This is a genomic window from Psychroflexus tropicus DSM 15496 (assembly GCF_000378765.1).
Classification (GTDB): domain Bacteria; phylum Bacteroidota; class Bacteroidia; order Flavobacteriales; family Flavobacteriaceae; genus Psychroflexus; species Psychroflexus tropicus.
The window spans coordinates 851,595-869,106 of sequence record NZ_KB905342.1; the positions used below are offsets into that span (position 1 = coordinate 851,595).

The 17,512-nt window shown below is 34.6% G+C and carries 17 protein-coding genes; 5 read left to right on the plus strand and 12 right to left on the minus strand.

The window, feature by feature from the left end:
• Positions 1-21 precede the first annotated feature (21 nt).
• From F598_RS14750 to F598_RS0103935, 8 genes are all read right to left on the minus strand, one after another.
• Complete coding sequence (locus F598_RS14750; RefSeq protein WP_211209318.1) at positions 22-954, minus strand: hypothetical protein; 933 nt, start codon at positions 952-954, stop codon at positions 22-24.
• 864 nt (positions 955-1,818) lie between these two features.
• Positions 1,819-1,950, minus strand: a complete 132-nt coding sequence (locus tag F598_RS15710; RefSeq protein ID WP_019037717.1) for a hypothetical protein — start codon at positions 1,948-1,950, stop codon at positions 1,819-1,821.
• 12 nt (positions 1,951-1,962) lie between these two features.
• Positions 1,963-2,907 carry a helix-turn-helix transcriptional regulator gene (locus F598_RS0103905; protein WP_019037718.1) on the minus strand — a complete coding sequence of 315 codons (945 nt, stop codon included), beginning with the start codon at positions 2,905-2,907 and terminating at the stop codon, positions 1,963-1,965.
• A gap of 11 nt (positions 2,908-2,918) precedes the next feature.
• Positions 2,919-4,580, minus strand: coding sequence for an ATP-binding protein (locus F598_RS0103910; RefSeq protein WP_019037719.1), 1,662 nt, complete (start codon positions 4,578-4,580; stop codon positions 2,919-2,921).
• Positions 4,581-4,683: 103 nt separating this feature from the next.
• Positions 4,684-5,049, minus strand: coding sequence for a hypothetical protein (locus F598_RS0103915; RefSeq protein WP_019037720.1), 366 nt, complete (start codon positions 5,047-5,049; stop codon positions 4,684-4,686).
• Positions 5,050-5,304: 255 nt separating this feature from the next.
• On the minus strand, positions 5,305-5,544 hold the full coding sequence (locus F598_RS0103925; protein ID WP_019037722.1) for a hypothetical protein: 240 nt from the start codon (positions 5,542-5,544) through the stop codon (positions 5,305-5,307).
• A 37-nt stretch (positions 5,545-5,581) separates the two neighbouring features.
• A complete protein-coding gene (locus tag F598_RS0103930; protein WP_019037723.1) occupies positions 5,582-6,421 on the minus strand; it encodes a hypothetical protein in 840 nt (279 codons plus the stop codon).
• A gap of 3 nt (positions 6,422-6,424) precedes the next feature.
• Positions 6,425-7,267: a DUF7663 domain-containing protein gene (locus F598_RS0103935; RefSeq protein ID WP_019037724.1), complete on the minus strand. Its 843-nt coding sequence runs from the start codon at positions 7,265-7,267 to the stop codon at positions 6,425-6,427.
• Between the two features lie 143 nt (positions 7,268-7,410).
• Between F598_RS0103935 and F598_RS0103940 the strand changes: the two genes are divergently transcribed.
• From F598_RS0103940 to F598_RS0103950, 3 genes are all read left to right on the plus strand, one after another.
• Positions 7,411-8,574, plus strand: a complete 1,164-nt coding sequence (locus F598_RS0103940; RefSeq protein ID WP_019037725.1) for a hypothetical protein — start codon at positions 7,411-7,413, stop codon at positions 8,572-8,574.
• A 67-nt stretch (positions 8,575-8,641) separates the two neighbouring features.
• Complete coding sequence (locus F598_RS0103945; protein ID WP_033408260.1) at positions 8,642-9,166, plus strand: hypothetical protein; 525 nt, start codon at positions 8,642-8,644, stop codon at positions 9,164-9,166.
• Positions 9,163-11,592, plus strand: a complete 2,430-nt coding sequence (locus F598_RS0103950) for a hypothetical protein (RefSeq protein WP_019037727.1) — start codon at positions 9,163-9,165, stop codon at positions 11,590-11,592. Before F598_RS0103945 ends, F598_RS0103950 begins: the two co-directional genes overlap by 4 nt.
• Positions 11,593-11,652: 60 nt before the next feature.
• On the opposite strand, the gene F598_RS0103955 is transcribed toward F598_RS0103950, so the two are convergent.
• Positions 11,653-12,189, minus strand: coding sequence for a hypothetical protein (locus F598_RS0103955; RefSeq protein ID WP_157594940.1), 537 nt, complete (start codon positions 12,187-12,189; stop codon positions 11,653-11,655).
• Positions 12,190-12,356: 167 nt separating this feature from the next.
• On the opposite strand from F598_RS0103955, the gene F598_RS0103960 reads away from it, so the two are divergent.
• Positions 12,357-13,151 (plus strand): hypothetical protein, encoded by a 795-nt coding sequence (locus F598_RS0103960; protein WP_019037729.1) that lies wholly within the window; start codon positions 12,357-12,359, stop codon positions 13,149-13,151.
• A gap of 32 nt (positions 13,152-13,183) precedes the next feature.
• Positions 13,184-15,214 (plus strand): DUF2779 domain-containing protein, encoded by a 2,031-nt coding sequence (locus F598_RS0103965; RefSeq protein ID WP_019037730.1) that lies wholly within the window; start codon positions 13,184-13,186, stop codon positions 15,212-15,214.
• A gap of 233 nt (positions 15,215-15,447) precedes the next feature.
• On the opposite strand, the gene F598_RS0103970 is transcribed toward F598_RS0103965, so the two are convergent.
• The 3 genes from F598_RS0103970 to F598_RS0103980 form a co-directional block, all read right to left on the minus strand.
• The gene (locus F598_RS0103970; RefSeq protein WP_019037731.1) at positions 15,448-15,969 is read right to left on the minus strand and encodes a hypothetical protein; all 522 of its coding nucleotides are present in this window, start codon (positions 15,967-15,969) and stop codon (positions 15,448-15,450) included.
• 265 nt (positions 15,970-16,234) lie between these two features.
• Positions 16,235-16,465 carry a hypothetical protein gene (locus F598_RS0103975; protein WP_157594941.1) on the minus strand — a complete coding sequence of 77 codons (231 nt, stop codon included), beginning with the start codon at positions 16,463-16,465 and terminating at the stop codon, positions 16,235-16,237.
• 50 nt (positions 16,466-16,515) lie between these two features.
• Positions 16,516-17,172: a hypothetical protein gene (locus F598_RS0103980; protein ID WP_245539747.1), complete on the minus strand. Its 657-nt coding sequence runs from the start codon at positions 17,170-17,172 to the stop codon at positions 16,516-16,518.
• Positions 17,173-17,512: the final 340 nt, after the last annotated feature.

Sequence of the window (17,512 nt, forward strand, 5' to 3'; positions counted from 1 at the left end):
CAGGATGCATTCTACCGTAACTCAAGATATACACGTCCAGGGGTGTGGTTTTAAATTGCTGAAGCGTTTGGCGTATGGCCTCTGCGATCCACTGCATGTCGTTCCCGAAGGCGCCACCACCCAATGAGTGAGAAATACCTCTTTGCAACCTGTTTCATGTAAGTTAAGCACAGCAGCGTGTAAAGTCGTCTCGTAAGCGGCTTCCAAAATAAGCTTGGCAAAGGCCTTCCAATATCTGGGTTCCACTTCCGAATAGGCTACTGGCAAAGCCGAGCAGTAGGCCTGAGAGACCAAATGTCCAGCACTACTTAGAGTTACCTCCGTATTCCACTGCATCCCGATCTTGAGTTGGTCTTTTAAGGCTTCGCGTTCTGCGGGTTTGAGCTGCCTTAGTTTGGAGTCGATGGCTTTGAGCTGAGGTTCATTGAATAAAGCATAACCATTGGTCATTTGCCAGGACTCCAGCTCGGGTAAATTAAGCTTATTAATAACTTCTTCCAAGGTATTAATCTGCTTCTCTCGACTTTGACCAATCTGTCCGTCTATCGGCACTAGGTAGTGTCTATAGACGGTTCCCGCGCCACAAGCAATGGCACAAGCAGGTCCTTGAGTGTGGTCCTGCTTATAGTGAGCAATACCCGCTTCTGGCGTGACCTCTGGACCCGGCATTTCCAGAAGATTGAATTGCGATGCGGCTTGAAATACCGCTTCCTTATGTAAGAGATGAAGCAGCTGAGCATCTCCTTCCAGGTTTTGGACATTTAACTCTCCTTCTACTAGAGGCGTAGCTTGAACACGTTGTCTCAACTCGCCCAGGCTTGCCAGCTCTAAAGCACCGGCTTGAAATGACCGCCCATTGACTTTAGACTTGAGCTGTTGCCCCTCCATCTTCATTTGACCTTGAACGTCCTGTACTCTATTTTCCTTAAAACCCATTAATTTTTCAAACCACATGCTTTTTAATTTTGTTTATTATGTGGGGTAAAGTTATTGAACTACTTTACGTTAAAGTGGGTTTTGCAATATTGCAATTCTATTTAAAATTGATAGCATTGAAACTTTAAATTCATATTGGATTAATATGAATCCTTTAAGCCAGTTCTCCATTCTTCTTAAGAAACTTAAATATTTTTTTATCGACTTCAGATATAATATTTAAATCTTTAAAATTTAATCATCTAATTTCTTCTATTTCACTTGACTGTGTTAACGTATCATAAAATTCTGCTTTATAACAAGTCATCTTAACAAGAAAATCTTTTTTTGAACCATCAGACTGAGCTTTGAAAGTTCCAAAGTATTCAATAGTAGGACTTAATAATAGACCATTGTCTGGGTCGTATGCTTCATCTTCTTAGGACTCTATAAATGGTTTAATATGATTTGCTATAACTACGGAATATATTCTTTTTTCAAAGTAGGAAGTTTTTTCATTTTGATATTTCACAATGGGTTCTTCAAATGATTCTTTGTTATATAAAAGATGTAAATATGGATTTCTTCTTTTTGACTCTCGGGTATTCAATAAATTTTCTTCCAATATTTCATGCTATGCTAAACCCTTAACAAGGCTGAACATCTATAACAACATCAATTTTATCATTCTTAACTAACCAGCTCAGTCTCTTTAATTCGTTAATCATCTATGGTCTTTCTTGAGTTTGTCCAGAATTACTTTTTTTTTTGGGAAAATTTAAACTCCAAATCAACTCGTTTTAATTCGTCATTAATTTGAAACTTGAAGTATAAGTCAATGAATTTATCCTTAAAATTTGCATATAAATCAGTTTCAAAATCAATAAACTTAATTTGCTCTGATTATCTTATTGATAACTCCCAGGCAAAATGAAAAACTAGAGACTTTTCGGAGGACATGACAAAATCTTTATCATTTAAATTTTCATCAATAATGTTACAAGTTTCTTCAATTGCATTTTTAATAGTTTCCATTGATAGTATTCTTCAATTCAAATTATCAACCTTAAACCGACTTTCGCTTACCTTGTCTTCACCATACCGCTTTAAGGCATCTCGGTAGATGGACTTAAGCTCGTCTTCCAAAGATTGGGGCTGTATCACTTTTAGGGTATCGCCGTGGGCGAGGAGTTCCATGAGAAAGTCGTGAGTGATATAGACCTTGAGCTGGATACGCAGTTCGTATTCGTTATCTTCCAGTATTTCCTGTGAGAGGTGTAGTGGCAATGATTTCACATACTGGCCCTGATGAGGCGTAAAAGATAAGATCACTTCCTCTGGAGCTTGCTGGTTAGGCGCCACAATCCCAAAGCAATGTTGGTAATGCGCTTCCACATCAAAATCTTCGGCCAGGCTAAATTGGGTCTGGGTAATATCCAAATCGGTTAAGCGGTCTAGTCCAAAACTTTTCACCTGCTCGTCTCTTAAATCTTTCGCCAGTAAATACCAGCGGTTTCTAAATTCCTTGAGTCCGTAGGGCTCGGTTTCCCGCTCAGAGATATCGGGCTCCCAAAAGTTCTCATAGGTAAACTCTACCTGGAGTTTGTTCTTAATGGCATGTAATAGTCCGTAGAGGTTCTCGGTGCCCAGCGGTCGGCGCTTTTCAAAATGAATGGCATTGGACAAGCGGTCGCTGAGGTTTAGCGCGTTAAAGGTGTCAAAAGCCTCCAGAATGCGCTCGTTCACATCGGGATTCTCGTCATAACCTATCTTATAAACTTTATTGGAAAAATCGTATTCGATCTCGATATTATACAGGGATAGAATGTCCTTGATGTCCCGCTGAAAGGTGCGTTTGGAGATGTTGAAGTTATAGTCCTGCAGTTCCGATTCCAAAGCCAGGTAATCGGCAATTTGTTCAAAACTGGCAGGATGCTTCCTCAATTTTTTGATGATCAGGGTATAACGTGCAATCGATTCTCTTTTGGACATAGGGATGAGATTTAGCTAAAACCAATTTTAGTTTTGGCTTCCACAATAGATTCTTCCGAGCAAAATACTAAGAGATTTTGTAATGAGGGAACCTTTCTATGAAGAATTTCCTGAATTTCGCTCATGCGTAAGATATTATCGATCTGCCCGCCCGTAAACATGAAATGCTGGGCCAGGTAATTGCAATCAGTGTCGCTTAAATTCGGGAACTTGGACTTCCAGATTTTAGCTCTTATCCTTGGGGTGGGTTTATTAAATTTGACCTTAAAAAGAAAACGCCGTTCAAAAGCCTTATCGAGGTTGTGTACTAGATTGGTTGTCGCGATAAGGATTCCTTCAAAATTTTCTAATTCTTCCAGAATAATGTTTTGAATAGCGTTTTCGGTTTGAGCTACATTGGAGGAGCTATTGTTTTTTCGTTTAGATAAAATGGCATCGGCCTCGTTAAAAAAGAGAATTGGCGCTCGCTTGGCGGCATCCAGTTGCCTGGTGTAATTTTTAAAGATCTGCTTGATAAGGCGTTCACTTTCTCCAAACCAGGAGGATTTGGAAGCACTAATGTCTACTTTGATCAGTTGGCGGTTGGTGTCTTTTGCCATTTGCTTGACGATTTCGGTCTTTCCCGTGCCTGGCGTACCGTGCAGTAAGGTAACAATACCTTTAGAGAGGTTCTTCTGCTCGAGTCGGTTTTGTATGCTTTTGAATTTGCTATCTTCCAGTAAGTCCTTGAGCATAGAGAGCTGTTTCATTTCGTCTTCGTTAAAGATGAGCTGCCGAGATGCAATGTCCTTTGGGTCGAGTATATTCTTAGAGCTTTCCCGATTTCTAAAAAGTTTGATGCCGCTGGCTTCGATCAGATCATCAGCTTTTTCTGTGAGTTTGAGTTCATTCATGTTTTGAAAAGGTCCTTTGATCACTTCCACCAGACTGTTTTTTATGAGCTTGTTCTGGCCAGTCATTACTCTCTCTGTATAATAGATCTTATCTGAAGCGCTTACCATGATTTTACTCAGTGCAGTATCTATCAAAACTTGATCATAGCCTTTTACTGTTCTCCAGATGAGGTACATCAATATATATGCATCTATGCTTGATAGTTCCATAGCGTTGATCTTTCCAACCAAAGGAAAATGAGCATAGTCTTTCAGCATCTTTTCAGTGAGCTCCTGGAGTTGTTTACTCTCCTGCTCATCACCGTTACGACCCAAACTTAGATGGTCCATACGTTCCAGAAATTGTATGACCGTGTCTATGCTATCTTTTTTGAGGTAGGGAAGAGGTTCCCCCTTTAAAATGGCTTCTGAAGCTTTCTCATTAATCGTGTAGATATCACTGGCACGAGCTAGCTTTAAACGATAGGATTGTTTTTCTTTTATTAAAATACCTTTATCGTACAACTGGTCAAACTCAGAACAATATTTCAAAATTTTTATAGCGTCGCAGTCCAGATAATTAGATAAAATGCCGAAATCCACTCGGCTTCCGCCATAGTTCATGGAAAACACCAGGGCTATAAAAAACGCCTGTGGTTTTGAGACATGAAAATAATTGGCAATCACTGTTAGTTCTGAATCCAGTTCCTGAAATAGTTCTGGAGGGAGTCCACACTTTTTTGACTTTTCAAATACAAAAGAAATGCTATCCAGCATTGTGGTTTTTAGGTCTGCGATCATTAGCGTTGTCTTGATTATAAAATTAAGTTGAGCCTACGCCAAATAATGGCGCTAGTTTTTATAAAAGGTTTTATTTCGAAATCATTTACAATTTTGAATGGCACTAATTCCAAAATCGATGAATTTTCTTCAATTCGTTTCTTTTTAAAAATTCACCTTTTGTAGCCGTTAGAACTTCAAAGACGTCAATAAATTTTTCTACAGCTGTTGGCTCTCTAGAATCAGAATTTGATGCAGTAGAGTAGGTGTCCATCCTCAATAAATACTCATCCATTTTTAGGTAGTTGATCTTTTCATTTTTTAGCTTGATAGCTATTGGAGTGGGTTTATCATTTTCTTTGATAAACCAAATTTTTTCAATCTCCATTTCTGTAAACCCCTTTAAAGCATTCCTGATTTCATCGTCAGCACTTTCCTTTAAAGCATTAAAAATATCTTCGAATTCTATTAGGTCTATACAGATGATCATGAGCTTTGGTTTTATGATTAATAAAATGATTAGGGTACAAAAGTAAACAGTAATGAGCCTAGAGTTGGGGCTTTGCAATATTGCAAAGTGGTGTTTTTAGGTCATCTGTCTGACGCATGACGGTTATTGAGTTATCATTCCGACGGTAAAAGCCTGCCTGTCATGTCTCTTGCAGGCAAGTAATCTCTTTGCTTTTTTGATGGTGAAGATGCTTCAGTCGTCCAAAAGGCTCGTTTAGAAGGACGGGAAGCTTTTTTATAAAACATCATAAATGTATCTGAAAAGTCTTCTCATTGGTCTGATGACGACTTTAATCATAAGCTCACGAATAAGCCAAACCATAAAAATAATATCCAGGACATGAGCTAAAGCAGAAAACTCTTGACGTATCAATTCCTGATAAAGCAAATTGTAGATGGCGATTGTTAGATTAAAATACCATATCATGAAAAAGGCTTTCCAGGCCCATCTGTAAAGCAAATCTTTAAAATTCATAAGTGAGTATTTAAGGTTATTAAAAAATGTAAACTGATTAATCTAATCGTTCAATGTCAGCTGAATCTTTGAAGATTTTAATCTGAAAACCAGATCCAGTATTATCATCATAGCATTGATAATTCACCGTATGACCAATTTCAGTTTCTTCAAGCAATGCAATGGATGCATTACAGCTTTCGATATAGAACTCATTTGAAATTTCATGAGTAGTGAGATTGTATGTATAGAAACCGATCTCAGAACCTGCTCCACAACTTGCCTGAGTATCGAGACGGGAAGGGGAGTGAAATTTAATGATAGCCTTTTGCCCAGAGCTCGCTATAAGTTTCAAATCTGTCCACCAGTTTTCATCTACATTTAACTTGATACTGGAGCTTTCGCTACATAAATACCAATTGACAGTTCTGAAATCAAGATCTACTTTAGGAATTGACAGTTCTGCAGAAATTTCATTATGATGATGTGTCGCTTTGCTTTTAGTCAAACTGAATTTTTCCTGATAGCCAGTGTAATTCTGATAATAACTTGCCTCTTCTTCATAGCTATTTATAGAGGTTTTAAAGTTTAAAACATCGGAGCTATCTGTTTGATTCTTGAAATGGTAAAGCGTCAATTGCGGATAGGAGTAATAGCCGATTAAGGCTATTTTCTGATCGGTTAGTGAAGAATTTGTATACCAACCAGACACAGTATAAGCATTACGATGAAACCAAGAGTTCTCTAACACTTTAAGGTGAAAATCAAGCTTTTGCTCATCCTTTCGGAGGCTAAATTCTGTGGTTATTAATTCTTCTTTTACTAGCCGCAGATCTCCTTGTTGAGCGATACTTAATTGAAATACTAAAAACACTAAACATACTAATGGATTGGTCATAGGCTATATGTATGATTTTGGGTTAAAAATTAATTTGGTTACTTCGATCTTATGATTTTTCAATGGATCACCTCTATAAAAGAGTCTGAATATGGTTTGATTTTGAAAATATCTACCTTTTTCAGGAATGTAATGAAAGAAGTTTTCGTAATAAGAGGCGGTATCGACTCTATCCATTTCTTGTTTGAAAAGTGTCCTGCTAAAGTCATTGAAAAGAATATTAAATTCTGGCTTAAAACCTTTATGACTAAAAAAGTAAGGCGCATGGTCTTTATAGATGTAATCGACTATAGATTTACAACATCCCCCAAACCCGCAACCTTCTCTCGTTGCACATAAATACTGAACATCAAATAAGCGATGTTGCAATACTAGCTTTTTAAACGTATCTATGTTTTCCTTTTCGAAGTAAAGGACCTTTTGAATTTCATTGTAATCGTTTCCGATGATTTCAAGTTCAAAATATATGCCTTTACGTCCAGGGGGATACCTTTCAACCATAATATCCGATACGTGATTGTAATCGATTTTAAAACGGAAATGCGGCAAGATGTCAAGTTCTTTATATTTCCTGACTTTGACTTTGGTTATATTGTCATTATAAACGACTCTAGCATAATTTCTGATATCATTTTTCAACTCATGGATCTCTGGTCCTATGGAAGTGAATATGAATAGCTCTGGTTTTTTAAATCCCGGAGATGACATACGATGTATATGATGGTTAGTGAAAAAGACAGGCCCTCTAAAGTCTCTTCCTGCACTGGCATACCAAAACACTTTGGGGGTTTCAGACAAACATTCCAGTTCGGGGACGTTTTTAACAAATAGTTTTTGTGAGTTCATTAGTATGAGTTTTGATGAGACTGCAAAATTAAAGCGGTACTTCGTTCATCTGGGGTTTTTGCAATATTGCAAATTGGGTAGGCCAATATTCTTGAAATTTCTTAGTAGTTGAATTGAAAGTTTTATTTTTAGGCAAAAACTTTATGGCGTATTATTTTCCAATCTATGTATCTTCCTATTATATTGTTACGACCTCCAGTCCTTTTTACCGTCTGCTTCCTTATTTGATGAATACGCTATACCTTATCGAACCTAAGCATCAGTATTTTGGTGATATAAAAGACATCAAGTCTCTTGTTGAAGATACTAAAGGCTTTGAAAGCATTAGGACATCGATGGTTGTTCCAGATGAAGGTCTAGATTACTCCAATCTAAAAGTACCCAACTCCTTTCTCAATAAATTCAGTAAAGAACACCAAAAGGAATTTCAAGTTTTGACGAAGGAATTTTCAGATGAAAAGAAATACAATCGATTCTTTTACGATTTGATAAAGCAAGCTTTCGACATCGATGTTGCAGGTGGAGGTCTATTGTGGATTTCTTCTCACCCTCTCGGTATACAAATCAAATATGTTTATACTCGTGACTTTGAAGAATTAGATGATGACAGACAATCTGGTTTTTTGATGGAGACTCTGAATGAGATTGGTAACGAAATTTTCTCCCCAGGACTTGCGGCAGAACCACAAAAAAATTATTCATCAGGAAAACTAACACCAAAAGAAATTGCTGATGCTTTAGATGATATTGATAGCATAGACTCCGACACATTCAAATATTTATCGGATAAATTAATTAGTTTAGGTTTGAGGATTAAATTAAATCCTAAAAAACATAAATTACTTATCAGAAAGGAACAATTAAAGCCTAAAGTATTCATAGCTGGAATCAATCAAGAGGTGGAATTGGCTCCTCTAGATAAGTCTTTTTACTTTTTAATTTTGCTTTTTGCAGACGGTATCAACATCACAAGTAATCTAAATACAAGAGATTATGAAAATTACATTGAGGTTTGGCTTGACCTTTACACTAAATTAAAATCTTCTGACAGAACTGAGGCAAAGCATAAAATTGAGAATCTGTGTGGAGATCAACAAAATCTATCTTATGTCAAAACCAGGACAAATAAGCCTTTTAAAACTATATTAAAAAGCAAATTTCCTTTAGATTATGAGCAACGTTCAGAGGAGTTCATCGTGAAGTATGAGCGTTGGAATGTAAAACTCAATGTTGAGCTTTCAAGAGATAAGATTGGTGGCATGGGAGTAATTGAAGACCTATTATCTGGAAAACTAGAAGTCCGTTAGTTTGCAATATTGCAAAAATACCTTCGACTGATTTATGAGGTATAGCTTTGTTGAAAAATTAAACCTTATGGAAAATCAGAACACAGCCTCAGCATTACCAAAGTTTTTTTATGCTTTCGTACTAAAAATACCACCTAAATATAGAGATCAAAATAAAGGGGTAGATTTTGATGATGAGTTGGATCTTAGCGCACTACCCCATAATGTTGGAAAAGATTTTGAAACCTTTCTTTTTATTCATACAGATGAAGAAACACACCTCACATTTTTGCTTTATACCGACATTACAGTTATTGGAGAATTAAAATGTTTTTTTTCCAAATCTTCATTATCAGCAATGGATATTATAGTAAAAAAAGTTAACGATTTTCTCTTAAATGGAGAGTTTTTAAGTCTTGAGTTTTGGAAAGAATTCAATCAAGAATTAAAAGACGATTGGCCTCTAGACCAAAATCAAAAAGAACTTTATGAAAATTTCATCAAAGAGCACACAACTGTGCAGAATATCATCGACAAATTAAATAACCTCGGTATGGAAAACCTTCATCCAATCGAATTAGAAATTTTAAAACTAAATCAGGTCAGCCTATGAAAAACCAAGCTATCTTTAAAATTTATGACAAGCAGGTAGATACTTCTTTTTATATTCATTGGAATACTTATACCCAGCTGCCTATATCCATCCCTTTGGATCTGGTGAGCTTTATAGACTATTTGATGCTTGAAGGCATTGATCTAAAAATTTTACTAGATTATTGGGAAAATTTGCAAACTCATGGTAGTACGATTCCAAATTATAAGCCACGCCTTAGTAGTAAGCTCAATTTTTATTTGAAGCAAGTCGTGATGAGAACTGAAGTTTTAGAGTGGACTGAAGATAATAGATATTTGTTAAGGCTTTTTGAAGATCAGATGACGATAAATCCGTGTAAGCAATACCTAATTGAATCTTTGAGATATACGCATGAAAAACTGAACATTAGACATGTTTATGCTTTAAGATCTTTGGACTTCACTTATCAAATGCTAGAACGCTATTTGAGAGGCGTCAAAAACAATTTTCTCAACTTTGATCTGGATGAATTCATGCAATCGTTGATTTCCAACGTTATGTTATCAAAAAGAGAGACCGAGTTTTTTGAAAAACTTTATCATAGGTATAATTTTCCTTTAGAAGCGATACCTCATATCAATCGATTAAAAGGAGATTTTAAGGATTGCGACATTTACGGTCTGTTAGAATTTCAGCCATCACTCGATGCCCCTCTAGAATTGGTAAACCTAGAGTCAGCACGAGAGGATAAAATTAAAATTTTGAACACACTTTGTTTTCAGGAAAATGAAGTCGAGGCTGAACGCTTAAGAACCAAAATTTTTGGTACACGAGATCACGATTTTAAACTAATGAGTTCAGAAAAGATAGATGGAATCTTAAAGTCTCTAGGCATCCAGGCTGAAACGTATCGCACTTTAAAGACAACCGAAGGAAAACACTATCTCCCTGTTTTGTTCGAAACTATAATGGACAGCAGTGATGAGCTGATCCTATTTAAACGCTTTGGATTCTCTCATTATGATCTATATACAAGATCGGGTATATTTCTGGAATCAACACCAGAGACTATCCAAATTTATGAAAACGGCTATTACCTGATAGAACACGAAACTAATTCTACACTCAAGCGTTATGATGCAACTTCAAAATTGAAACACGTTGTTTTTTCTAACTTAGAAAAGCAGGACAATTACGCACTAGAAGCCAATCCTAAAGAAAAACAACTCTTGTTTAACAACACACTTTATTTCTATTATGAAACAGAGACTTCTCCAAATTGTTATACTCACATCAGACATCTTGGTGAAGAGTATGTGTCTGTTTGTCAAAATGGGTTATGGGGTTATGCGCGCTCGCATGAACACATGGAATTAGTTATAGATTGCCAATATGCATATGCTGGACCATTTTTAGGAGATCATGCATTGGTTTATGACCTCAAGCCTGAGTATAGAGAACGAAAGGGAACATGGGTAGAGTTAGATGCTTCGATACCAATTCGAAAATCCGATAAAAAAAGAAAAATAAATCCTTATCAGTTTGAATGTTTATATCCATATTCAGCCGCTCAGCATAGTTTACCTATAAAACTCCTTGATGAGGTGTCTCACGATATTGATTATATGGAAGAGTATAATTTTTATGGGTATTCCACGCCAGAGATTGAAGGGATTGGAAACTGGTTGCTTATTGATCAAAACGGTGAAATTGTATTTGAAGCTCAACCTGATGATTTTCTGGAATTGCTTGAGAATGAGAAATTGAAGGTTATCGATTTTCTGGAAACACGAATTTATGATCTTAAGCATCAAATCCCTGAGTTGATTGAGACCAAAGAAACAAGCAAAGAGCTGGCTACAATCGATCCTTCAAAACAACTGATTGATGACCTGAAGGATATAGACATGGCTAAATTGTCGAATCCTAAATACGCCTTAAAACTCTTGAAACTGAATCCTGATTTTTACGAGATATTGCCCTACGAACTTAAAGATAATTTTGAATTTGCTCTGAGCGCAGCTTTATCTGCCGATGTCGTTAGTGTCTATTCAAACTCCTCCAAGAGACTGCGAAAAGACTTGAATTTTGTTAAACAACTCCTTTGCATTTCAACCCATTTGTTTAAGAATTTACCTGAGAATATTAAACAAAATAATGAGATCATTGATTTTGCTTTATCTAGAGATGTAAGTGTAGCCTTATGCCTAGAAGAGTCCTATCCAAATTACAGAAATTTATTAGTTGAGGCCATTGAAGATGACCCCTCAAATTTTATTAATCTACCAGATTCGTATAAGGTAGATATGCAGTTTGTTGGCGATCTGATGAAGGCTAATGCAAAAGTTGGAGCCTATCTAACTTCTTTTCATCTAGATATAAAGTATTTAAAGGAATTAGCAGAACAGATTGGTCCTGAAATATCATCTTATTTCCCCGAAAAAACCACTTCAGAAATATTGTAATTTAGCGAGTAAGAGTAGATGGATCCAGAAATTTAAAATTCTAAATCCATCTACGCATCTTTAACAAGCTACCTGATCATTATTTTTTAACTCTAAGGGATTTACAATTCTAAAATCTGAACCAACGTGAGCTACACCAATCCCTTTTTTAAAATAATGTTCCTCATGGAATTGATATAATTTTAAAGCATGAACAGGAATATGACCTTCACTCATCACATAATACGGATAATTGATGCCATCCAAAAAATCATCACTTGCCACCTGGTCTATATACCAAGATCTATTTTTTAACTTGAAAGTATCAATTTCCCACACTTCATAACCTTTACTAAGACTTTGAAATTTTAAATAATCATAGCTATTCATTTCTATAAGTGTAAATTTATCTTCAAAAGTCCAATCCCAGGAATCAATTACAAAAGGATACCACTCTTTTCTAGGTATAGGTCTATTATGAGCAAAAACAGGATTTTTCAAATATTTATAACGACTGGAAGGACTTCCTATAAGTCCATTTTTCATAATACTGTGTCGGAAACAACTTCTTGTGAGGTGATAAACGTAGCGTTGAGTTTTTACCCTTTTAAGAAACATAAGAACATAATTTTAGTGCAGCAGACTTTGCTGCGGTTAGAATTATGAATTATGCTATTTTGAAGACCACAAATTTAAGACTAAGTAACGACAAAAGACGTCTTTAATAAAAAAATCAACTGACATGTTTTGACGTACTTATTTTTTAGTTTTGGTATAAATAAAAAATGGCTAAATTAAAAGTCTACCAAAAATATAAATCAATTGTTATGCTAAAACAAAAAAAATTTGCCATACCAAAATTAAATTATGCATCATTAAAACCAAATCTTGATAGAAGAAAGTATACAACAAAAGCAATGATAACAAACCTAAAAAAGAAGGGTTTTGAAAATACAATTAATAATATATTACCAAATGGATATCTAGATATAGAGCAAAACGAAATAATTAATTTTCTATTTAATTCTATTGTTGAAAATGTAAACTTATATCTACAAGAAAGAGATGATAAACTATTGATGGAGATTTTTCATTCTATTCAATTATGGGGAGGAAACACAGGAAGAAATATTTATACTATGGGATCATTTAATTCTAATTTTGATCTACAAGCATACAAAGAGAGTGTACAAATGGTAAGAAATGGGAACCCTGAAAAAGCAATTAATGCTTTGAAAAAAATGAAACAAATAAACATTGCTTTTGCATCAAAGCATTTTTCTTTCTGGTCACATGATCTACAAGGAAAAGACAATGATTCTGCAAGACAATTACCAATTCTAGACAGGTTAATTAACGAATTAGTTTATGGCATAGAGAAACAACCTACATACTCTGATTATTTAAACTATTTATCCGATATGTACAAAGTTATAAATAAGATTGATTCTGAAATTACTGTCCATAATTTGGAAAGGCAGCTTTTCAATTTTGCAGATACTGATGAAGGTGAATATTGGAAGTTGTACAGATTAAAAAATCCAGATAAGATTAAAGTAGATGATTACATAAAAGCTTAACTAAAACTTCACTAACCTATTATTTTAATCCTATGACCAATCCAAAAAAACGTTACCTCACGAAATCCAGATATAAACTAGGACTTGAATGTCCTAATAAACTATACTACACTAATAAGAAAGATTATGCTAATGCGAAAATGAATGATCCTTTCCTACAAGCTTTAGCCAGTGGAGGATTTCAGGTAGAGGAATTAGCTCGTATGCACTATCCTGACGGAATTTTGATAGAAGATAAGAAATCAGATGAAACTTATGATTATCAAGATAAGGTTGATCAAACTATTGAGTTGCTTGAAAATAATGAGGATGTTGTTATTTTTGAAGCGGCATTTTTATATCAAAACTTATTCATAAGGGTTGATATTTTAGAGAAAAAAGGAGATCAGATTAACTTGATCGAAGTCAAAGCCAAATCATTTGATTCTACTAATGCAGAATTTGAGTTTGTAGGTAAAAGAGGAGGCTTAGATTCGAATTGGAAATTTTATTTATTCGATGTGTCTTTTCAGAAATATGTCATCAATAAAGCTTTTCCTCAATATACAGTCAAACCTTTTTTAATGTTGGCTGATAAATCTCAGACCACAACGATAAATGGACTCAATCAATTGTTTCGCATCACCAAAAACAATGATAACCGAACAGGTGTTGAACGCAAAATCGATCAATTGAAGAATATTGAAGCTGAATCCGTTCTAGGAATAGCAGATATAAGTAACGAAGTAAGAGGTATTGAAAGCGGACGACACAGAATTATTGAAGACTACGATTTTGAAGATGGAATACAAATATTTGCTAAGGCATATCAGGAAGACCGATACCTTGGTCATGATTTAAACTTTAATGTTTGTAAACATTGCGAATTCAAAACTGATAAACAGAACAAAGACGAAAAGAAGTCAGGGTTTGAAGAATGTTTTAAAATGCAACTGAATTGGAAAGAAAAGGATTTTAAGCAACCAACTGCTTTTGAAATATCGAGATTACATTTTAGCAAACTAAATAAATTCAATGAGCTAGGTATTCTAAAATTAGAAGATATAGAGGATGTCGAGCTCCTACCAAAAAAAGAATCCGCACCTGTTATGAATGGAATGTCAACCTCTGAACGCCAGCTCATTCAAAAACATAAGGCTTTGGAAAAAGACTTTACTCCTGTGGTTTTGAAAGATGAATTAAAGGCTGAAATTAACAGTTGGACGTTTCCGTTAAACTTTATCGATTTTGAAGCTTCGACAATGGCTCTGCCTTTCTATAAAGGACAATCGCCCTATGAGAAAGTAGTTTTTCAATTTTCTGTTCACACGTATCAAGAAAATGGAACTATAGAACATGCTGATGAATACATCAACGTTCAGCCGGGGGAGTTTCCAAATTTTGAATTTGTGAGACAACTCAAAAAGGCTTTAGAAAAAAATAAGGGAACAGTATTTCAGTTTTCCCCTTACGAAAATTCTACCCTAAACCAAATTAAGGCTCAGCTTGAAAATTCTGATGAAGCTGATAAAGAGAAACTTATCAATTTTATTCAAACGCTTACAACTCCCCCAACCAGCAAAAGTTATGAAGGAGAATTATGGAATCCTACTCGTGGAATGGTAGATTTATGTGAAGTGGTTAAGGCTTATTATTACAACCCACATACAAAAGGTAGTAATTCCATTAAAGCCATACTTCCAGCGGTTTTTGAGTCCAGCAAGCTTATTAAGGAAAAATATACCAGGCCCATAAAGGAGATCAATATGACTTCTAAAAATTTTGAAGATGACTACATCTGGCTAAAACAAAACGATGATAACACAATTGAAGATCCTTATAAAAGCTTGAAACCACCATTTGAAGATTGGGATCCAGAGTTTGAAAGAAAAAGTGAAATTGAAGAAATTAATAATGGAGGAGCGGCTCTTACGGCCTATGGTTTGACACAGTACACGGATATGGGAAATGAGGAAAGAAAAGAAATCAAAAATGCACTTCTTAGGTATTGTGAGCTGGACACTCTGGCGATGGTAATAGTTTATGAACATCTGGTTGAGGTGAGTCAAGACGATTTTATTTGATTCCTTAGTCTATCATCATGCTTGAGTATTAATCCTCGTTGCGGTCCATGTATAACTAAGCGATACCTTCATCAGTAAATTTAGTTTAAATTAAAATCCAGAATAAGTTTACATTTCGATACTAAATTTCACTTTTTGGAATAGGTTGAAATTTTAGCATTTTGTTCTTTTGTTAGCTTAAAAACAAGTTTTAAAATAGATAGTGATTAGGCATCAATTCTATTTTTTTTCGGCTAGAGCTCGTTTAAAGCACGTTGTAATGCCTTATATTCTCTGCCTTGATTATTAATTGACTCAATAATTAGATCCTTCAATTGTCTAAGCATTTGTTGGAAATCATGCCTTCTTTCAATTCGTTGTAAAGCTGTGTTGTTAAGAGCCTTTAATAATTCATTTTTAATCTCATTTTCATTTCCCTGCAACAAATTAATTCCAAATTGGGATAAAAGTTCGTAGTTTTTTAGACCATTTGAATACCTGTCTCCATATAAGAAGGTAGGGATGAGCATTTTTTTCTCAGTGCTTAAACCATCATAGGATCTCATCATCTGATTCATTTCTCGATTTTCTAAATCATTAGGATCAGCGGATATTAATATGAGTTCAAATGCAGGAATTAATGCTGGATCTTCATCCCTAATAAAACGCTTTACAAAAGTTTCTAATGTTTCATCATTGTATTTATTAAAAAGTAACTTTACGCTCGATTTATAAACATCTACATTACTTTGCAGTAGTCGTGGGTATATATTCATTTTACGTTTACTAATAAGTAAATCAAAATAGATTTTAGTAAATCTATTCTTACTATTAGTGACTTCGGAATCAACATAATTGGCTAGCGATTTAGTCAATGATGTTATAAAGGATAATTCATATTATAATGGATTTAAGTTTAAAATTATTTATAACAATATACTTTAACTATACACTCAATCTGCATACTTATAAGCTTAATGCATTTGATTACCAAATTTACCAATTTCGATATAGTAAGCTATTTCATACTCAGTTAGTTTATTAATCTTTTTCAGTATCAAATAAAAATTTTCTTCTATTTTGAAGATAATCATAAATCAGGACTGAAGCAATAATAGCCCAAATGAGCCTGACTGTCCAAATGTTGAATTCCATAAATAAAAACTTATCGGTTGCTGAGTTATCAAATAATAAACTACAAATAAGCTTAAGGGCATTGATTACCCCTGTTATCAAACTATATTTTCTCAATTTATCTTCAAAATGTTTCATCTTCATTTTTACATTAGAATTTTGGTTTTTTATTAAATATTTTGGAAATACTACAATTCATTTAAGGCACGTTCCAATCGATTAAGCCTTAGGTTTCTTGTCTGGTTATTTATTGATTCAATAATGAGATCTTTCAATTGTCTAAACATTTGTTGAGCATCTTGACTTTTCTCAATGCGATGTAAAGGTTTGTGATTATTGAGAACTTTCAATAACTCTATTTTAACTTCATTGTCATTTCCTCTCAATACATTGGATCCAAATTGGGATAAAAGTTTATAGTTATTCAAGCCTTTTTTGTATGATCCACCATATAGGAAAGAAAGGATGAGTGATTTTTTTTCAACACCTGATCTTTCAAAGGAACTTATCATTCTATTTATGACTTGATCTTCTACATTGTTGGGGTTGACTGATAGTAAAACCACCTCAAAAGCTGGAGTAAGCGCAGAATCTTTGTCTTTTATAAAACGCTTTACAAAAGCTTCTAAAGTATCTTCATTGTATTTGTTGAAAAGTAATCTCATGCTCGCCATGTAAATATCCTTTTCAGTTCTTTCTAAAATATCTGGCCGATAAAACTTTCCATTACTGATTAAAAGGTCAAAATAAATTTTAATAAACCTACTTTTACTTTGGGTTTCCTCTGAATCTACATAATTAGAAAGTGCTTCAGTCAACGAGGCGATGTAGGATAATTCATTCATGCTCATGCTTGTTTTTATTTTATGCAAAACTAGACTTAGACTAAGACGAAACGTGTCGTAGAAAGATTTGTGTTTAAGAATAAAAATGATATTAAAAGAGTCAGGGATTTAAGGGAAGGATTGAATGCTGTAGGCTCCCTCTTAAATAGGACAGTCAATAATTCGAAGTTATTAACTTTAAATACAAACTATTAATATGAGAACAGGGGATTAAGTGAAAGTCTTATCATCAAAGCTCTTAAATCAAATAAACTAGAAAGTGTTGTAAAAAAAGTCAACACCTTCCGATATATAAGTTCATGAATATGGTTGATGTAGAAGACTAGAATTAAAAAAAGAG